Annotated in this window: 15 protein-coding genes; 12 read left to right on the plus strand and 3 right to left on the minus strand. The window is 33.4% G+C overall.

Translation table 11 applies throughout. The annotated features are described in order from the left end of the window. Nucleotides 1-89 precede the first annotated feature (89 nt). Nucleotides 90-1,229, minus strand: coding sequence for a cystathionine gamma-synthase (locus tag C1X07_RS04770; RefSeq protein WP_103068853.1), 1,140 nt, complete (start codon nt 1,227-1,229; stop codon nt 90-92). Nucleotides 1,230-1,342: 113 nt separating this feature from the next. Here C1X07_RS04770 and C1X07_RS04775 point away from each other — a divergent pair, with 113 nt between their 5' ends. Further along, nucleotides 1,343-2,122: a DUF3298 and DUF4163 domain-containing protein gene (locus tag C1X07_RS04775; RefSeq protein ID WP_103068854.1), complete on the plus strand. Its 780-nt coding sequence runs from the start codon at nt 1,343-1,345 to the stop codon at nt 2,120-2,122. Here the strand turns inward: C1X07_RS04775 and C1X07_RS04780 are convergent. Beyond that, entirely contained in the window at nt 2,117-2,572 is a 456-nt protein-coding gene (locus C1X07_RS04780) for a DinB family protein (protein ID WP_103068855.1), read from the minus strand. The two genes, C1X07_RS04775 and C1X07_RS04780, sit on opposite strands and share 6 nt — an antisense overlap. Nucleotides 2,573-2,751: 179 nt before the next feature. Here C1X07_RS04780 and C1X07_RS04785 point away from each other — a divergent pair, with 179 nt between their 5' ends. Together C1X07_RS04785 and C1X07_RS04790 are read left to right on the plus strand one after the other, a co-directional pair. Then, a complete protein-coding gene (locus C1X07_RS04785; RefSeq protein ID WP_103068856.1) occupies nt 2,752-3,099 on the plus strand; it encodes an arsenate reductase family protein in 348 nt (115 codons plus the stop codon). A 3-nt stretch (nt 3,100-3,102) separates the two neighbouring features. Further along, a complete protein-coding gene (locus tag C1X07_RS04790; protein WP_103068857.1) occupies nt 3,103-3,996 on the plus strand; it encodes a DMT family transporter in 894 nt (297 codons plus the stop codon). Here C1X07_RS04790 and C1X07_RS04795 read toward each other — a convergent pair. After that, on the minus strand, nt 3,988-4,464 hold the full coding sequence (locus C1X07_RS04795; RefSeq protein ID WP_103069588.1) for an acyl-CoA thioesterase: 477 nt from the start codon (nt 4,462-4,464) through the stop codon (nt 3,988-3,990). The two genes, C1X07_RS04790 and C1X07_RS04795, sit on opposite strands and share 9 nt — an antisense overlap. 181 nt (nt 4,465-4,645) lie before the next feature. On the opposite strand from C1X07_RS04795, the gene C1X07_RS04800 reads away from it, so the two are divergent. From C1X07_RS04800 to C1X07_RS04840, 9 genes are all read left to right on the plus strand, one after another. After that, nucleotides 4,646-5,647, plus strand: a complete 1,002-nt coding sequence (locus C1X07_RS04800) for a bestrophin family protein (RefSeq protein ID WP_103068858.1) — start codon at nt 4,646-4,648, stop codon at nt 5,645-5,647. Then, nucleotides 5,647-6,615 carry a YheT family hydrolase gene (locus tag C1X07_RS04805; RefSeq protein WP_103068859.1) on the plus strand — a complete coding sequence of 323 codons (969 nt, stop codon included), beginning with the start codon at nt 5,647-5,649 and terminating at the stop codon, nt 6,613-6,615. The genes C1X07_RS04800 and C1X07_RS04805 overlap by 1 nt, the downstream gene beginning before the upstream one ends. Before the next feature lie 207 nt (nt 6,616-6,822). Then, nucleotides 6,823-10,140, plus strand: coding sequence for a GEVED domain-containing protein (locus C1X07_RS04810; RefSeq protein ID WP_241507192.1), 3,318 nt, complete (start codon nt 6,823-6,825; stop codon nt 10,138-10,140). 222 nt (nt 10,141-10,362) lie between these two features. Beyond that, nucleotides 10,363-11,625: a cation:proton antiporter gene (locus C1X07_RS04815; RefSeq protein ID WP_103068860.1), complete on the plus strand. Its 1,263-nt coding sequence runs from the start codon at nt 10,363-10,365 to the stop codon at nt 11,623-11,625. Between the two features lie 704 nt (nt 11,626-12,329). Next, nucleotides 12,330-15,743: a GEVED domain-containing protein gene (locus C1X07_RS24930; RefSeq protein ID WP_164914093.1), complete on the plus strand. Its 3,414-nt coding sequence runs from the start codon at nt 12,330-12,332 to the stop codon at nt 15,741-15,743. Nucleotides 15,744-16,018: 275 nt separating this feature from the next. Then, on the plus strand, nt 16,019-17,425 hold the full coding sequence (locus C1X07_RS04825) for a DUF6236 family protein (RefSeq protein WP_103068861.1): 1,407 nt from the start codon (nt 16,019-16,021) through the stop codon (nt 17,423-17,425). A 121-nt stretch (nt 17,426-17,546) separates the two neighbouring features. Then, the gene (locus tag C1X07_RS04830) at nt 17,547-18,164 is read left to right on the plus strand and encodes a Crp/Fnr family transcriptional regulator (protein ID WP_103068862.1); all 618 of its coding nucleotides are present in this window, start codon (nt 17,547-17,549) and stop codon (nt 18,162-18,164) included. Nucleotides 18,165-18,325: 161 nt separating this feature from the next. Further along, a complete protein-coding gene (locus C1X07_RS04835; protein WP_103068863.1) occupies nt 18,326-18,901 on the plus strand; it encodes a sigma factor in 576 nt (191 codons plus the stop codon). Nucleotides 18,902-18,950: 49 nt separating this feature from the next. After that, the gene (locus C1X07_RS04840; RefSeq protein WP_103068864.1) at nt 18,951-19,877 is read left to right on the plus strand and encodes a sterol desaturase family protein; all 927 of its coding nucleotides are present in this window, start codon (nt 18,951-18,953) and stop codon (nt 19,875-19,877) included. Nucleotides 19,878-20,211 lie beyond the last annotated feature (334 nt).

Consider the following 20,211-nt stretch of genomic DNA (forward strand, 5'->3'; position numbering starts at 1 on the left):
AATAGATTCTTATCTAAAGGTTGAAATATCATGTCAAATATATGATATTCCTAAAAAAACAAGTTTATTTTTTTGATTTAATAATAAAGTTATCCTATGGCTTGTTCTAGATCCGCAATTAGATCATCGACATCCTCTATTCCTACACTTAATCTAATCAGTGAATCCACCACTCCAGTTTTCTCTCGCTCTTGTTTTGGTATCGAAGCATGTGTCATACTTGCCGGATGCCCTGCAAGGCTTTCTACTCCGCCAAGGGATTCTGCCAAAGTAAAAATCTTTAGTTTCTCTACTATTTTTATTGCCTGATCATAATCATTCCCTTTTGTCACAAAAGAAATCATACCTCCAAATCCATCCATCTGAGACTTAGCAATTTCATGATTAGGGTGATCTTCAAAACCAGGCCAGTATACTTTCTCGATCTTAGGATGATTCTGTAAATACTTTGCAATAGCCTCTCCATTTTCGCAGTGTCGTTGCATACGTATATGCAATGTTTTGATTCCTCTAAGCACCAAAAAGCTATCCTGAGGACCACAAACAGCACCACTTGCATTCTGGATAAAATATAGTCGTTCTGCCAACTCAGAGTCTTTTACTATCAATGCTCCCATAACTACATCACTATGCCCTCCAAGGTATTTGGTTGCACTATGCATTACGATATCGGCACCAAGATCCAAAGGTCTTTGCAAATAAGGAGTTGCAAAAGTATTATCTACAGCTAATAAAAGATTGTGTTTCTTTGATACCGCAGCTACCGCTTTAATATCAATAATATTCATCATTGGATTGGTCGGTGTTTCAACCCATATCAGTTTGGTGTTTTCATTTACATAATCGGATATTTTATCCGCATTTTCCATCCCGATAAAGTGAAACTTGATTCCAAAACCTTCAAATATTTTGGTAAACAAACGATATGTCCCTCCATACAAATCATTTGTAGAGATTACCTCATCACCAGGTTGTAATAATTTTACAACGGCATCTATTGCTGCTAACCCTGACCCAAAGGCTAATCCAAATTTTCCATTCTCTATACTTGCAAAAGAATCTTCTAGTGCTTTTCTGGTAGGATTATGTGTTCTACTATATTCAAATCCTTTATGCCCGCCAGGTGTTGTCTGAGCATAGGTAGAAGTTTGATATATTGGAGGCATAACCGAACCATATGCTGGATCATGTTGCTGACCTCCATGAATTGTTTTTGTGTTAAATTTCATCTATTTATTAGTTTTTGACAAGAATAAATTAACTTGCTTGTTTTATGTTAAAAAACGTAGCAAATGTATGATTTAATTCGCTCTAATCATATTTCATTCAATACCTTTAGTAGATGATTAACACAAAAACTAACACTATCCCAAAATACATTTTTTTACTTGTCATTTTGTTGGGTTTATATAACTGTAAAGACAGAGAACTTTTTACTTTTGAAAAGAATAGTTTAACAACAGACATGTTATCGGATTGCAGAAATGAAGATTGCGCTCTATTAGAAATCAACCTACTAAAAATCATTGACGATAATCAAGTAGCACAAAGCATTAATAAAGAAATAGAACGCGTTGCCTGTGACATCCTAAATACTAGTGAATACGAATCAGCATTAACTATTGATAAAGCAATTACTCAATTCAATACTTCGTACCAAAGTATTTTGGAGGAATTTCCGGATGAAACTATCCCCTATGAAGCCAATATTGATTGCAAACTTGCTTTTCAATGTAAAGATCTGATCTCTGTAGCAATCGATTCATACATGTTTACAGGTGGTGCACATGGGTATGGAGGGGTCTCTTATATTAATATCGATACAGAAACAGGAAAACGTCTTCCTAACAAAATGCTATTTGAAAATTCTGATAAGTTTACTGATTATATCGAAAAAATATTTAGAGCTCAAAACAAAATCCCTTCAAATGAATCTATCAATAGTACAGGCTTTTTTTTTGAAGATGATGTTTTTAGCCTTCCAAAAAATATAGGGTTTACAGACAAAGAAGTGGTTCTACACTACAATCAATATGAAATCAGTTCATACGCAGATGGACCGATAGAGCTAAGAATTAAAAAAGAAGATGTCGCTTCCTTTTTTGCTTATACCATTTTATAATGATTTTTTGAGCGCTAGAATATACCCTAGATGAATTCCTTCATGAAAATTATTAAAATTCATTGCATCATCAACAGATTTTAAAACAAACCCCGTACTTGTTTCATAGTCGCTATAACTTTGAAATATGGCATCTCCCATATCTTTTTCTGTTTTATCTAATGTAGTAAACAACAACTCTTTTATCATTTTGACCTCTTCAATCGTAACTGGTCTTTCTGTTTTTGTACCTTTTTTATACAAATTAACCATTTCATCATCAATCATCATAGGTAATCCACTTAGCTTATACACCAATAATTGCTGAGTTACCACAACATGTGCTATATTCCAGATTAAGTTATTTTTGAACCCCTCAGGAACAATATTAAGTTGTTCTAAAGAATAATTATCCAGTATTTTTTCTAACATTTTTCTATTAACACGAGTAATTGTAAGAGAATTTTGCATGGTATTTATCTATTATTTTTTTTGCTTTTCAAAGGTGGGATAAAAATCGTCAATAATGATGTTGTTTAACAACAACTTTAGTTTTTTAATTCATTTCATAATTTTTAGCCAAAAGTATCAGTTTTAATTGTGAAATGATTTTCCTTTGCGGTGATTTTGAAACTAAAAAATAATCAGCTGTGAAAAAGATTTATCATTTATCTACCTGCGATACTTGTAAACGTATTTTAAAAGAATTAAACCCTCCTTCAGAATTTATTTTACAAGATATCAAAACCGAGGCAATTACTTCTGAGCAAATCGAAGAAATGCATAATCTATCAGGAAGCTATGAAGTTCTATTTAGCAAAAGAGCCCGATTATATAAAGAAAGAGATCTTAAAAATCAGAACCTATCTGAAAAGGATTATAAAGAGCTTATTCTTGAACATTACACATTTTTGAAACGCCCGGTTATTCTGATTGATAATCAAATTTTTATTGGTAATGCTAAAAAAACAGTAGAAGCGGCTAAATTGGAAATGTAATTAATGAGTAAAAGAACTTTAGCGTTTATCGCGGCAAGTTTTGTAGCCATATTTTATGGAGCAAATTATACCATTGCCAAAGATGTAATGCCTCACTACGTACAACCTTTTGGGTTTATAGTTCTTAGGATTCTAGGAGCTACTATTCTATTTTGGGGAATTAGTTTTTTTGGTCCAAAAGAAAAGATAGCTCGAAAAGATTTTACTAGAATCGCTGCTGCGGCACTATTTGGTGTAGGGATAAACATGCTAGCTTTTTTTGAAGGACTAAACCTTACTTCTCCTATTAGTGCATCGGTTTTGATGGTTACCTCGCCTATTATTGTACTAATTCTGGCGGTAGTTTTTCTAAAAGAAAAACTACGTATTTTAAAAGTACTAGGAGTCTTAATTGGGTTGTCTGGGGCTCTTCTTATTATTCTTTATGGGACAGGTAACTCAACGACCTCCACAAATCCAACTTTAGGAAATTTTTTAATCTTTATTAACGCCGCCTCATATGCGTGTTACATTATTATAGTGAAAAAAATTACACAAAAGTACCACCCATTTACTTTTATGAAATGGATGTATACTATCGGTTTTCTGTTTGTCTTGCCTTTTGGATATTCACAACTATTAGAAGTCCAACCTAGTTTGATCCCTCTAGAAGGATATTTAAAAATTGGTTACGTCGTCTTATTTGCCACTTTTGGCACTTATGTCCTAAATATTTTTGCTATTAAAGAACTAAAGCCTACGACTGTAGCTGTTTTTATCTATCTACAACCTCTGTTAGCATCTATATTTGCTATCGGTTTAGGAAAAGACACCTTGGATATTATTAAAGTTACGGCTACATTATTGATTTTTGCCGGAGTATATCTGGTAACAAAAAAACCAAAAACATTACACTAAATCGGTAGGAGTTTTAGCGAATTTCCTGGTATCTTCTTTGGTCAACACTTTAAAATCATCAGGGCGTTCTACCGTATCCATCAATTGATGTATTTCTTTAGGTAGTGCAATTAATTTTCGAGTGTTTAAATCCATCCAGGCACCCATCATCTCGCATTGGGCAAAATTTCTACCTTTATGATCATAGTAGTTATGTCTGAATTCAAAAAACTTACCATCTTCACTTAATCCCGAAATCTCTAAAGAAACTTTTACTGGTCTACCATAAAAAACTTCCTTAAAATAATAGATATGTTCATAAAACACTACTGGACCAATATTAAACTTACCTAATAAACGTTGATCAAAACCTTTTTCTGACAAAAATGACATTCTAGTATGCGCAGCAAATTCTATATATGCCTTATTTGCCAAATGACGATTCGCGTCAATATCATTCCATCTGATTTCGAAATCTTTTAAATACATGTTTCCTTTTTTTTGAAAAACAAAAATACAAAACATTCACTATGCGCGCATAATAGATAAAAATTAAATATATATCTTTAGCTATCCATAAACTATGTCGAGATCTATACCAAACTTCAAAATATGAGCGCCAATTAAGGTTTTGAAAATGTAATGGATCTTCATACTAAAAAAACAATTAATGTACATCAAACGAAATATTAGTTGGGGGCTTATTCTCAGGTTTGCCTGGAAGAATATTGTTTTCTTTACATTCTATACCGCAAGTATTTTTTCAATGTATCATTTTACCAGTTGGAAATTTATAGATATCCCTTTTCAACCTCTTACTGTAATAGGCGTTGCTGTTGCTTTTTATATTGGTTTCAAAAACAGTCAAAGTTATGATCGATTCTGGGAAGCCCGTAAAATATGGGGAGGAATTGTGAATTCTTCTAGAACTTGGGCTAATCAGGTGTTATGCTTGGTTGAAGATGATCAAAAAACAAAACAAATTCTTATTTATCGACATATAGCATGGATCAATGCATTAAGAATTCAACTTAGACAACCTTCATCTTTTAGTCTTAGGGAAAATAATGCTGTAGAAGGTCTTTTTAAAAAACATGGTGAACAAACTCCTGCATGTGATGCCAGTAAAAAGTTTATTTCTGAAGAAGAATATAATGACCTTTTGCTGCGAAAAAACCCTGCAACTCATTTAGTAAAAAATCAGGGACTACATCTAAAACAGCTTCTAAATCAAAATAAGCTCACAGAATTCGACAAACAGCTTTTTCATAATACATTAGAGGAGTTCTATACCTTACAAGGAAAATGTGAACGTATTAAAAACACTCCTTTTCCCAGACAATATGCGTATTTTAGCACACTGTTTACCTGGATTTTTCTTCTTTTACTACCTTTTGGGCTACTTAATGTTTTTGAAAGTAAGTTAAATGAAATAACAAGTGGTATTGAACAATGGTTTATTTTTTTAATGATACCCCTGTCTGTTCTAATAAGTTGGATTTTCTTTACTATGGAAAAAATTGGAAGCAATAGTGAAGATCCCTTTGAAGGCAGAATCAATGATGTTCCAATGACAGCTCTATGCAAAACAATAGAAATTGATCTGCGTGATATGCTAGAAGAAAAAGATTTGCCAGAAAAAGAACAACCAAAAGATAACATATTATATTAATGCCAATAATACAATCTCCCTACACCCCACCCTTTTTTTTCAGAAACGGTCATGTATCTACTATTTATCCAAATTTATTAAGAAAAGTAAAAGGGATATCCCAAAAAAGAGAACGAGTTGAACTAGATGATGGAGATTTTATAGATTTAGATTGGAGTTACTCTCCTGAATCTAAGACTAAAAAATTAGCAGTTATCATCCATGGACTCGAGGGAAATGGACAGCGACAATATGTTCTTGGGCTAGCAAAATATCTAAATTATAATCATTGGGATTCTGTGGCTATCAATCTTAGAAATTGCAGCGGAGAGGTAAATCGCCTTTATAAATCTTATAATGCAGGTGCAAGCGATGACTTAGATCTTATTATCAAACATGTCTTAGCAAAATATGACTACACCAACATTTCTATATGTGGGTTTAGTCTCGGAGGTAATTTATTACTAAAATACTTAGGAGAAGGCAGAACGATAGCCCCCGAAGTGAGAACCGCGATGGCTGTTTCTGTTCCTTGTGATTTGTATGACTCACTCGCTGAAATCAATAAACCTCAAAATTACATCTATCAAAAGCGTTTTCTTAGACACCTAAAGGCTAAATTATTTGATCGACAGTCATTATTTGCCGACATCATAAGCACCTCAGATATCAAAGCTTGTAAATCCCTTATAGATATCGACAATCTGTATACAAGCAGAGCTCATGGCTATAAAGATGCTATGGATTATTATTCTAAATGTAGTAGTAAACAATTCCTAAAAGAGATACAAGTTCCTACACTCGTTCTTAGTGCAAAAAATGATTCCTTCCTAGGAAATCTTTGCTACCCAATAGAAGAAGCCAAGGCTAATTCTAATCTATTTTTGGAAATTCCAAATTATGGTGGACATGTCGGGTTTTATCTTCCGTACCAAACCTATTATAATGAACAGAGAGCATTGGAGTTTTTTGAAGAAATGAGTTTATAGCATAAAACTAAAGACAGTTTTTTCTTACATAAGAATAATTCTAAACGAATGTAAAGCCCACGTTAAGTATTTGTTAATGTTTTATGACATGATTTTACACCACTTAATCGAAAAACTTTTTTTTATTGCGAATGTTTTAAGAATTTTGAGTGTTTTCTAATAATTTTTTAAGAAAACAAGGCTAACACTAACTCAAATATAACAAAAATGAAAAAAAGCTACCAAAGCCCAATTTCTTCATTGGGTTTTACTAGCAAAGTGGCTCCTGTAATGAGCACTTTTGCTTTTATCACTATGGTTCTGTTATCATCTGGTCTTTATGCTCAGAATGTTCAACAAAAACAAAAAATTTCACAACAAAGTAATCTAACAAAATTAAACCAATTGCAATCTGTATATGCAAACAAAGCTGCATTACAAAAACAGGAAGCAATACAAGCTGCCAAACAAAATGGATGGTCAGTTAAAATGAATTCTAATGGAAACTATTCTGAATTGCAAAAAGTAGTTACCTATGGCAATAAGAGCTATCCGATTTATTATACTACCAGCAATGTTGCTGCTGCAAAATCGACCAGAACAAATCACATTAATAGTGGTGGATCTTTAGGATTAAGCCTAGATGGTCAGAATATGACTGCATATGTCTGGGATGGGGGTCATGCCAGAGCATCCCATCAAGAGTATGATGGTCCAGGAGGAAGCAATAGAGTTACTATCGAAGATGCAGGTTCTGAAGGAGGTTTAGATCTTAATTTCCACGCTGCTCACGTAACAGGAACCATTATGGCTTCTGGAGTTCAAGCCAACGCCAAAGGAATGGCATCTCATGCAAAAGTTAAGGGGTATAAATGGAGCAACGATGCTGCAGAAGCTACTACAGCTGCTGCAAACGGAATGTTAATCTCTAACCACTCCTATGGGTTTAGAGGTGATTTGGTACCGGATCATTATTTTGGAGGGTATATTGACGAATCAAGAGCTTGGGACGAAATCATGTATAATGCTCCGTTCTATCTAATGGTAGTTGCTGCGGGTAATGATGGTAATCAAAACTCTTACAATGGGCAACCACTAGATGGAAACTCGTCTTATGATAAACTTACAGGGCATTCTACTTCTAAAAACAACTTGGTTGTTGCCAATGCTCAAGATGCTAATGTGAGTAGTAATGGTAATTTAAATAGTGTTACTATAAACAGTAGTAGTAGTGAAGGACCAACTGATGATTATAGAATCAAACCAGATATTACTGGTAATGGTACAGGTGTATACTCTACATATGCAAGTAGTGATACTGCATATAATAGTATTACTGGTACTTCTATGGCTTCTCCTAATGTAACAGGTTCTCTTTTATTATTACAACAACACTATAACAATATCAATTCAAACTTTATGAAGGCAGCTACCTTAAAAGGTGTAGCATTACATACTGCAGATGATATTGGACCTTCTGGACCAGATGTGGTTCACGGATGGGGGTTATTAAATGCTAAAGCTGCTGCAGAAGCAATTACTAATGCAGGAAGTGCTTCAAAAATAGAAGAGTTAACCCTAACTAGTGGTCAAACATATACTATTACAGTGGACTCTGATGGAACTAATCCGTTAATTGCTTCTATCTCATGGACAGACAGACCAGGTACTGCCAATACATTAGTTAATTCTAATACTCCAGTACTAGTAAATGACTTAGACATTAGAGTATCTAAAGGATCAACTGTTTACAGCCCTTATAAATTAACAAGTATTACTACTAATGCTACTGGAGACAATACTGTAGATCCATATGAAAGAGTTGACGTTGCCAATGCATCAGGAACTTATACAATTACAGTTACAAATAAAGGATCATTAACCGGAGGAAGTCAAAACTTCTCTCTTATTGTTACTGGATTAACAGGCACTACAACACCATGTGTGGCGACAGTACCAACTGGTGTAAATTCTTCTAATGTTGCAGCAACCTCTGCTACCATTGGATGGACTGCTGTTCCTTCTGCAACATATGATTTAAGATATCGTCAAACAGGAACTACCTCTTGGACAACGGTTTCTGTAAACGGAACTTCTCATAATATTACTGGATTATCAGCTAGCACCGGATACGAAGCTCAGGTAAGAAGTAAATGTACAGATGGTTCAACGTCTAACTATAGTGGTTCTGTAAACTTTACGACTACAAACGTCCAGTTAAACTATTGTGATTCTAACGGTAGAAATACCTCTGATGAATACATAAGTAAAGTTATGTTAGGAACTATAAATAACTCATCTACAGCTGGTACAGGTGGATATAGCGATTTTACTTCAAAATCTACTGATCTGGCAAAAGGAAGTTCGAATACAATTACCATAACACCTACATGGACAGGAACTGTTTATAATGAAGGGTATTCGGTATGGATTGATTATAACCAAGATGGTGATTTTGCTGATGCAGGAGAACAAGTTTGGACTAAAGCTGCATCAAAAACTACTCCGGTAAGTGGTAGTTTTACAGTACCCGCAACAGCAACAGACGGAAGTACAAGAATGAGAGTTTCTATGAAATATAATGGAATTCCTACTCCTTGTGAATCTTTCTCTTATGGTGAGGTAGAAGATTATACCGTAGTGATCGGTGGATCAGGTGGCGGAGACACTCAGGCACCTTCTGTACCTACAGGATTAGCTGCGTCAAATGTTGCACAAACTACATTAACCCTATCTTGGAACGCTTCTACAGATAATGTTGGAGTAACTGGATATGATGTATATCAAGGAAATACTAATCTTGGATCTGTTACAGGAACTACAACAAATATTACTGGTTTAACAGCTAGTACAGCATATCAATTTAGTGTAAAAGCTAAAGATGCTGCCGGGAACGAATCTGCTGCTAGTGCAACGTTAAATGTAACTACTGCAGGGATACCAAGTACTTTTGATGTTAAACTTCGTATTACATTTGATAGATACCCTGAAGAAACAAGCTGGGAGATCAAAAATTCTAACAATCAAGTAGTACACTCAGGAGGAACTTATGGATCTCAACCAGATAACTCTACTCTTAATATCACTAAGACACTAGATGCAGGTTGTTATACCTTAGTGTTTAAGGATTCATACGGAGATGGGATTTGCTGTAGATACGGTAATGGTTCTTATGAGTTAACCGACGTTGCTTCGGGTACTTCACTTGCTTCTGGAGGATCTTTTACAACACAAGACACTAAAAACTTCTGTGTTGGTACAAGCACTAATCAATTCAACAGTGTTAACAATGACACCAATGCAATAACAGATATAAGAAACTCTGAATTTGTTATCTACCCTAGTCCTGCAAAAAGTTTCATAATGATTCAAATGAATGATGCTAATAATTCTACATATAGAATCGTTAATCAAATTGGTCAGGAAGTAAGAAAAGGTAATGTTTCTGCAAACAAAATAGAATTAAATGAACTACCAGCTGGAATGTACTTTATTTCGGTTACGTCGGATCAAAAAACTCTGACAAAAAGGTTTATCAAACAATAAAACAAAATCAATAGATTTTATAAACCCCGAAACTAATTGTTTCGGGGTTTCTTTTTGAAATATATCTCCTTAAAAGCATATTCAAAACTAACTGTTCACTTATTCGAAAAAAATAGACCGGTTAAATTGAGTAAAACAGTTTCGATACTACACATATTTAAAAAAGTATTGTTACCTTGTTTTTAATATATTTATGAGAGTTCTTGCAATTAAATCTTCGTAATGGATTATTTCTTAATAGTAACTGTTTTAGTTTTTCTATCTGCTTTATTTGGCTATATAAATGTCCGCTTCGTGAAGCTTCCCAATAGCATCGGGTTAATGCTCATCACCATTATTTTCACTCTAGCGGTTTTTGCTTTAAGTTATTTTGACAACACCCTTTTGAATGCCGAAAAGTACATTATTACCCAAATAGATTTTAAGACATTATTACTAGATACCATGCTAAGCTTTTTGCTTTTTGCCGGTGCATTACACACTAATTTTGAGCAATTGAAAGTTCAAAGATGGCCAGTATTTTTGTTTTCAACTTTAGGGGTTTTAGTTTCCACTTTTCTAATAGGAACTATTTTATCATACATTTTACCTCTTATTGGTTTCAAAATCGATTATATCTATTGTTTACTATTTGGTGCATTAATTTCTCCAACAGATCCAATTGCCGTTTTAGGGATATTAAAAAAAGCAGGAGCTCCCAAAAAACTGGAAGCAAAAATTGTCGGAGAATCACTATTTAATGATGGTGTTGGTGTAGTGGTCTTTCTAACCATATTTCAAGTAGCATCCTTAGGAACAGAAACTCTAGAATTATCGCACGTTTTTAAGCTTTTTTTTGAAGAAGTAATAGGCGGCATAGGTTTAGGTCTTGTATTAGGGTGGCTTGCTTATCGACTAATGAAAAAAATAGATGACTATCAAATAGAAGTTATCATTACACTTGCCGTAGTTATGGTAGGTACTGTTATCGCCCAACATTTTCATCTGTCTGCTCCATTAGCCATGGTTACTGCAGGTCTAATGGCAGGTAATGATCGTGTTAGAGAGCATACTATGTCCAGACAAACTGAAGACTATGTTGACAAATTCTGGGAGCTTATAGATATCTTATTGAATAACATTCTATTCGTATTGATTGGTATGGAAATGTTGGTATTATCATTTGAAATCCCTCTCCTAATAGCAGGCTTAGTGGCTATACCTATTATACTTCTTAGTAGATACATCTCACTTTTATTACCAATAAATATTTTTAAGAAACGATTAAATTTTGTTCCAAAAACAAATCTTGTTATGACATGGGGAGGTTTAAGAGGAGGCATCTCTATTGCATTAGCACTAAGCTTAACAGATACTATGGAAAGGGATTTATTCTTGTTTATTACCTATATAGTAGTAATCTTCTCAATTTTAGTTCAAGGCTTAACAATAGAAAAAATGGTAAAGAGAATTTACGGTTCGGTTAACCCTACTAATAAACCTTAAAACTGTGTTTAAAAAAAGTATCTAAAAACAAAACGTGCTTTTAAAAATTATATATTGGTTTGCGCGGACACACATAGACGTAAAGAGATCGCAAAAAAATCTCGAATTGGCAACTCTAAATAGTAAAACCTCTTTAATAGCCTTCTTAATATTCCTACAGAAGTCTAACCTACAAACGTAAAACACTCTAAATCAACATTTAACACAGCAAACAATCACCACTCTCATCAATTTTCTTACACATTCGCACATAGTTAATCATACAACTAGAACTGATTTGGTTTTATAAAGAGTATTTACAACTAATTATCGAAAAAATTTTTGTTTTTAAAGATAATTCATCACTTTTACATTATAATTGATATTATTTCAACAAACAACAACTAACTCAACTAAAAATGAAAACAACCCAAAGACTTCTCCTTTTCGGAAATAAGATTTAAAAGTTAAGATTCGAAGATTTATAATCTTAATACAAATTTGGTACTCTTTATTCTACAGAATACCATTAAGACAATTTATCACACAAAATATAATCAAGGTAAGACTTAACTAATCTAACTTAAATTATATTATGCATTTTTCTATTACTCCACAAAACATATAGGACAGTTGTGATATTCATTACCTATACCAAAAGAACTGTGAATCCCTGATTCATTATGTTCTAAAAATCAAATTTTCATTAACACAAACTCAAAAAAATGAAAAAATCACTAATTATTTTGATTGCATTAATGAGCTATATTGGGCATTCTCAATATAACTCTAACGCCCCTTGGATGGAAGATTTAAACCAAAACAAAAGTTCTTCTGGACAAGAAACCTCTCTAGAATTCCAAAAAATCACCAATGCATTTAATGCATATTGGAAAGACAAAGATTACAAACAAAAGGGAAGCGGATACAAACCTTTTATGAGGTGGCAAGAATACTGGAAAAATGCTTTACTTCCGGATGGAACCTTACCTAGCCCTAAACACATATGGAAAGCCTGGGAAGAAAAAAACAACATGCCAGTCTCTTCTTCCAACGCAGCTGTAAACTGGACACCTATGGGTCCTTTTGATCATAAAGTAACGGGGTCTTGGTCTCCTGGACAAGGAAGGGTAAACGTTGCCATAATTGATCCAAACAATCCAAATACATTTTATATTGGTGCTCCAGCAGGAGGAATCTGGAAATCTACGAATAAAGGTTCTAGTTGGACCTCTTTATCCGATCATCTCCCTCAAATAGGAGTTTCGGGTATTGCCATTGATCCTAACAACTCTAATATTGTATATATATCTACAGGAGATGACGATGCAAGTGACTCTTATAGCATAGGGGTTCTTAAGTCTACTGATGGAGGAAACACCTGGACCCAAACTGGCTTAAAGTTTTCTGATTCGCAAACAACTGGTAATGATATTTATATTGACCCTAGTAACTCTAATACACTATGGGTTGCAACAAGTAAAGGGGTATATAAAACTACAAATGCCGGAAACACTTGGACTCGAACACTTAATGCGGATGTAAAAGATATTAAACTAAAACCAGGTAATGCAAATATAATATATGCAGCCACCAAAGATTCTTTTTACAAATCTACTAATGGAGGAAATAGTTTTTCTAAAATCCAAAGTGGGTTACCCTCGACTTCTGGAAGACTAGTTTTAGAAGTTACACCGGCAAATCCTAACTATGTATATGTCCTAAGTGCCAAAACCAGAAGTAGTAATTACAGTTTTCAAGGATTATACCGCTCTACTAATAGTGGAGATAGTTTTTCAAAAACCCAAGAAACTTCCAATATTTTAGAGTCCAGTCAAGCATGGTATGACCTTGCCTTAACCGTTTCGGACACAAATGCTAATACCATTTTTGTAGGATGCATCAATATATGGAAATCCACAAATGGAGGGAATAGTTTTTCCAAAATTAATAATTGGTCAAGTCCACAACAAGCAACTTATACCCATGCAGATATCCATTTCTTACGTTATTATAATGGCAAGTTATTATGTGGTAGTGATGGTGGAGTTTATCTCTCTGAGAATAATGGAGGAAGCTTTACTGATTTAACAAAAGGATTACAGATTGGTCAGTTTTACAGAATATCTGTAGCTTCAAATAGTAGCTCTAACTATTTAGTTGGCGGTCTTCAGGACAATGGAGGATATGCTAGAAAAGACAATATCTGGAATAATTTTTTTGGAGCTGATGGGATGGATTGCGCAGTAAGTGGTACCGATCCGAATACTTATTATGGATTTATACAAAACGGAGGTGGTTTATACAGAACAACCAATAGAGGAACAACACAATCCCGAGTTGCGGCAGGACCAGAATCAGGAAACTGGATTACACCATTGGTTTCTGATAAAAATGGAAATATTTACGCCGGATATTCAAATTTTTATAAACTATCTGGTAATTCTTTACAAAAACTCTCAAGCTATAACTTTGGTGGTAAACTAGATCATATCGAAGTAGATCCTAGCAATACAAATACTATTTATGTTTCCAGAAAGAACAATTTATTTAAAAGTACAAATAAAGGAGTTAACTGGACAAAAATTCATACTTCTACAACAAACATCACCTCTATAGAAGTGCATAATGGTAATTCTAACACTATATACATTACAACTAGTGGGCATAGTACATCCGGAACCTCTAATGGTGTTTTTAAATCTACAGATCAAGGAGCGAGTTTTTCTAATATCACTGGTAATCTGCCAAGCGAAGCCAAAAATGTAGTGAGACACCAAAAAGGTACAGAAACAATATATGTTGGTACCTACTTAGGGGTTTACTACAAACAAGGCAATGGTAATTGGGAAAATTATTCTCAGAGTTTACCTAATGTTTCTGTCAGAGACCTTGAGGTTAACTATGGTGATAAAGTATTATTAGCCGGAACATATGGTCGTGGTGTATGGAAAATTCCTTTGGTAGGATCCGGTTCAACAGACACACAAGCTCCTTCTACTCCGACAAATTTAACTGCCTCGAACCCTACTCAAAATACTATCGACCTTTCATGGACTGCTTCAACAGACAATGTTGGAGTAAGTGGGTATGATGTATATCAAGGTAATACAGTTATTAGTACGGTTACAACTACCACATACCAAGCTTCGGGATTAACTGCTGATACAGCTTACTCTTTTAGGATAAAAGCTAAAGATGCTGCCGGAAATCAATCTGGCTTTAGTAACACCGCCAGTGCAACCACTACAGGTGGTGGTAACCCAATTAATTACTGTGCCTCTAACGGAAAAGACACTTCTTATGAATATATAGGCAAGGTATCTTTGGGTACCATTAACAAGACCTCTAATGCAGGAACCGGGGGGTATAGTGATTTTACAGCAGAATCTACAACTCTATCAAAAGGTAGCTCCAATACTATATCTGTAACACCAAGCTGGCCAAGAACAACGGCATACAATGAAGGATACTCCGTATGGATTGATTATAATCAAGATGGTGATTTTGCCGATTCTGGAGAGCAGGTATGGACCAAATCTCCTTCTACAACGACTCCTGTCAGCGGAAGTTTTACCGTACCCTCAACTGCAAAAGACGGAAAAACCAGAATGAGAGTCTCAATGAAATATAATGGTATTCCTACTCCTTGTGAATCCTTTTCTTATGGAGAAGTAGAAGATTACACTGTAGTTATTGATGGATCAGGAGGATCTGACCCATGTGAAGGGGTTCCGCCGTACAGTAGCACTCAATCATACAAACCTGGTGACAGGGTAACGTATAATGGATATTTATATGAAAGAACAAACAGTAACGGTTGGAAACGAATTGGTCCTTGTGGTGTACCGTCCCCTAATTTTGCAACAACAACTTTATCAGATGATAGTATACCCTTGCATGATTTAAACAACTCTGATTTTGTTATCTACCCTAACCCTGTAAAAAATGCTATCATGATTCAAATGAATAACACTAATAATTCTACATATAGAATTGTTAATCAAATTGGTCAGGAGGTAAGAAAAGGGAATGTTTCTAAGAATAAAATAGAATTAAATGAACTCCCATCTGGAATGTATTTTATTTCGGTGATGTCCAACAAAAAAACTTTAACAAAAAGATTTATCAAGCAATAAGACAAAATCAATAGATTTTATACCCCAAAAAACGATATGTTTTTTGGGGTTTTTTTTATTATGTAAGAACCTTATTATCTATCTAACTACGATTTTAAGCCTTAGTCTCTTGAGCTTTCAAAATAAAATTCTATCTTCACCTCACCCCTATCAAAAATACCCCTTTCATTGTCAAAAAGTATACAAGTAACTTTCATTAAGTTATTTCCCTCTAGAAAAACAAATTTGGCATCAATTTTATAGTAGTAGCTACCCACTAACAAAAACGTTTACTAATGAATAAGGTATTCTTAAATGGTCAGACAATTTTAAAACTCTCATCGGTTTGTTTATACGCTGACTCAATTCATACTGAGAAGCATGCTTATGAAGATTTAATTTATTCTCTCAAACACAATCATGATCTATTAGATGAAAACTTGCATGCATTGTACAATTTCTTAATTGAAGCTGTAAGTCATGGGGATGGCACTATTAGATTTGAAGACATAGGCGTTTATTCAAAATTCAAAAAAATAAACACCAAGTACGCTATAGTCATAAAAAACAACAAGTTAGACTATTTAAAAAAAGAATCTCTAAAAACTCAATTGATTGAAGTTTATAAAAATTTAATCCAAGAATGTGTAAAGAATAATTGGAATCCAATTATAGAACTTCATGACAGAGAATTAGAAGATACAACTCAAACAACCTTAATTACTGAAATTCCACAGTTAATCCCTTCTCCAAAGACTCCCTATAGTAATGTCATGCAATTCAAACAAAAAAGACGAGATGAATTATTACGCTTTAGACAATGCGCTAATAGTTTTCAAAGTGCAATTACTATAGCAGAGTCCAAAGCTCATGTTTTAGATATTATGCATCAATACAGGGATGATTTAGAATTGAGTTTATTTGATTTAACCAGAGTTGCGGGCGAATCTAGAATGAGAACCTCCATATCCAGCACAGGCACTTTATTAGAAGCCAAAAACCCCGCACTTATCAATTCATTTATTAGTAGAAAAGCAACGGTTGGTCGGATTACAGGAAATAACATAGGTGCTCCTCTTGCCGGAACCATATTAGGAGGTGTATTAGGAGTAGGAATGGCAGTTGGAGGCGCATACTTAAACGCCAGAGAAAAGATTAAAAACTCAAAAGTAGCTTATATTCTACATGCAGATAAAAAAACCATATTAAATCTAAATGATAATTTCATCGAATGGCAAATTAGCCAAGAAGAGAAAAAGACATCGAAAGAAAATTTGACCTTTGTACATAATTTAGAAAAAAGAAATAGAAAAGAAGAGATACAGAGGCGTAAACAACAAAAAACCAAATACAAATTACACCTGATCGGAGATAGCTATGCCATTGCTAATAAAAATAAAGAGGCAATAAAGGTTTATTCAGACATTATCTCATTACAGTTGTCTGATTACAGCACATATAAAAAGAGAGGATATCAATATGCATTAGTCCAACAATTAGAAAAATCATTAAGCGATTTTAATAAAAGTATTTCCTTAAATGACTCTGATGCCCAAACATATAATTACAGAAGTGCTGTAAAAATATTTTTGAGACAAGAAGACGCTGCATTATCAGATATAATGAAGGCTATTCAACTAAATCCATCAATAATAAATGAGTTGACTGATCAGCAAAAAAAGATAATCAACACAAGAAAATAAAGAGCTCAATAAATTAATTTTAGACCCTACAACAATCCATATAGGATATCGAATGCTATTTTTTCGGATTTAATCCTGAATCCAAGTATATTTGATTAGAGAACAGACACTAAAACGTTTTATGTCAAAATCGTTATCTCTATATTTCAAAATGGACGACAAAAAAACAGCATTAATTGACTTAATAAAACAAACCACCCATCTAGACACAAAATCTGCTACCGAAATTTCAAATTCTTTTAGTATTAAACGATTGTGTAAAGGAGAATTTTTAGTTAAGACAAATCAAATAAGTGATGATTATTTGTTTTTGGCAGATGGTTTTCTGAGAACATTTTTGCATGATACAGGAGGTAATGAAATTACCACTAATTTTTATTCAAAAAACAGTATTGTTTTTGAAGTAACTTCTTTTTTCCAAAGAGTTCCTTCAGAATTAAATATTCAAGCAATTACAGATTGTTTTTGCTTTAGGCTTTCTTATGAACAATCAAATGAGTTATTCCATCGCAAACCTGGTTTCAGGGATTTTGGTAGGGCAATTCTGGTTAAAGAGTTTATTTCATCAAACCAAAGAACGATATCGATGATTAATCAATCTGCCGAGCAACGCTACATATCATTTTTAAAATCAAACCCAGAAGTTTTTATACATTCTCCATTAAAATATATCGCTTCGTATCTAGGTATAACAGATACGAGTCTTAGCCGAATCAGAAGAGATTTTTCAAAAAAGTAATTCCCTTATTCTGATTGCATTGGTAAATTCTATTTTGGCAACCAGACATTCTAGGTTTTCAAAAATCTTTATCCAAAAAAAGTTAAATTTACATATACTAAATAAAATTTGTCTGAATCCTATTTTAAAAAATCACAAACCGTTAGACAACAGAAAATCTTATGAAATTCGAGGAAATCTGGAAAGAAAATAAAAACCCACTACTTAATTTCATCAAAACGAAATTGAATGATAAAAGTATGGCTGACGATATTTTACAAGAAATCGGTATAAAACTATATCATAATTTAAACCAAAAGAATGATATTAAAAACTACAGAACTTGGCTTTTTCAAGTAACTAGAAATACAATAGCAGATCATTATAGAAAAAACAAAAAGGTATATCAACCTTTCAAACATGCACCAGGGACTAGTGAAAATTCAAATGTGTGCGTATGTGATTTGTCAGGCTTTATAATTCAAAAGTATCTTCCCGAAAAATATGGTAAACCACTATACCTGAGTGATATTGAAAAAAAATCTCAGAATGAAATTTCAAAAATTTTAGATTTAAGCGTAACTGCCACAAAAACGAGAATACAAAGAGCTCGAAAAAAGCTTAAAAACCTGATTACCGACTGTGTAGACATATCTTACAATAACAAAAATCAAATAATAGATTATCAAATCAAAGATAATTGTGAACTCCCTCAAGAATTAATAGATCAAATTGAAAAAATAAATTTAGTTCTATAAAAGTGCGTCTTTTTCTTTCATTATGACGACTACACAGTAAAATAAAATAATGAAATATTCCAAAATTTTACCTGTCGTAGTAGTTCCTCTATTATTAGTAATTACTAGTACAATCGCTTATTTTACAATTAACAAAAACTGGAGCTATGAAATATCAACTTATATCATTTTTCTTTTTACTGCATTATATATTTTGTTCTTTGAACGAATAATCCCTTTAAAGCCCCACTGGGAAGCCAAAAAAAATGAACTTTGGTCAGATTTAAAACATTTGATATTATCAGCTTCACTATTTGATGCATTAGGTAAAACCGCATCATTAGCAATTGTTATATATCTACAGCAATTTTTCTCAACACCATTTAAAGTATGGAATGATCTCCCCTTTATAATCGTTATCATAATCGCAACTATACTTAGTGAATTACTACCTTATTTTTATCATAGAATAAGCCATATTGGCAACTCTAATTCCCTCTACAGTTGGTTTTTATGGAAAATTCACTCCATACACCACCTACCTACATCATTAAATTGGTTTAAGACAAGTTGGATCCACCCTATCAACATTTTTTTAAACACTACTCTCAAGATGGTTCCTTTACTATTTCTGGGTTTTAATGATTCAATAATCTTTCTGGTTGTAGTGACACATATTGTAATAGCGTACATCTCTCATGCCAATATCAAAACCAAAACAGGTTTTTTAGATTACTTGATTACCACTCCCCAAATTCATCATTTTCATCATAGCTTAATACTAGTAGAGGCTAAAAATTTCGGTAATATTACTCCCTTCTGGGATTTGATTTTCGGAACATATTATAATAGAAAAGGAGCGGTTAACCAGATTGGGGTTATTAAAAATCATATCCCATTCCCAAAAGAAAAAAACTATATACATCAACTACTATTTCCATTTTTGAAATCTTCGAAAAAAAAGGTCACTACAAAGCACATTCTAAATAAATCTTAAAAAAACGTTAATAAAAGTATGTTTTTTTAAATTAAATCTATATATTCGCCACTTACAGTGCTCTTCACACACTTTATTCACACATTTTTTTAGTATTAGGCTTATAATATAATTAATACAGATGAATCAATATCTGACGTCTATGATGTCTTTTGATATCTCTGATAATGAATAGTAACCATATTAATGGAGCGGAAATAAATTTCCGCTAGCTTGCTAGTAATTATATAATAGGGAATTCTTTTAGAATTTTGATCTATCTAGTATAGATTTATAATTCGACTTGTGTTGGGGGACACAAAAAGTATATAATTACTTAATCCTCTTTCTGTAT

Source organism: Aquimarina sediminis (genome assembly GCF_002895435.1).
Lineage (GTDB): Bacteria > Bacteroidota > Bacteroidia > Flavobacteriales > Flavobacteriaceae > Aquimarina > Aquimarina sediminis.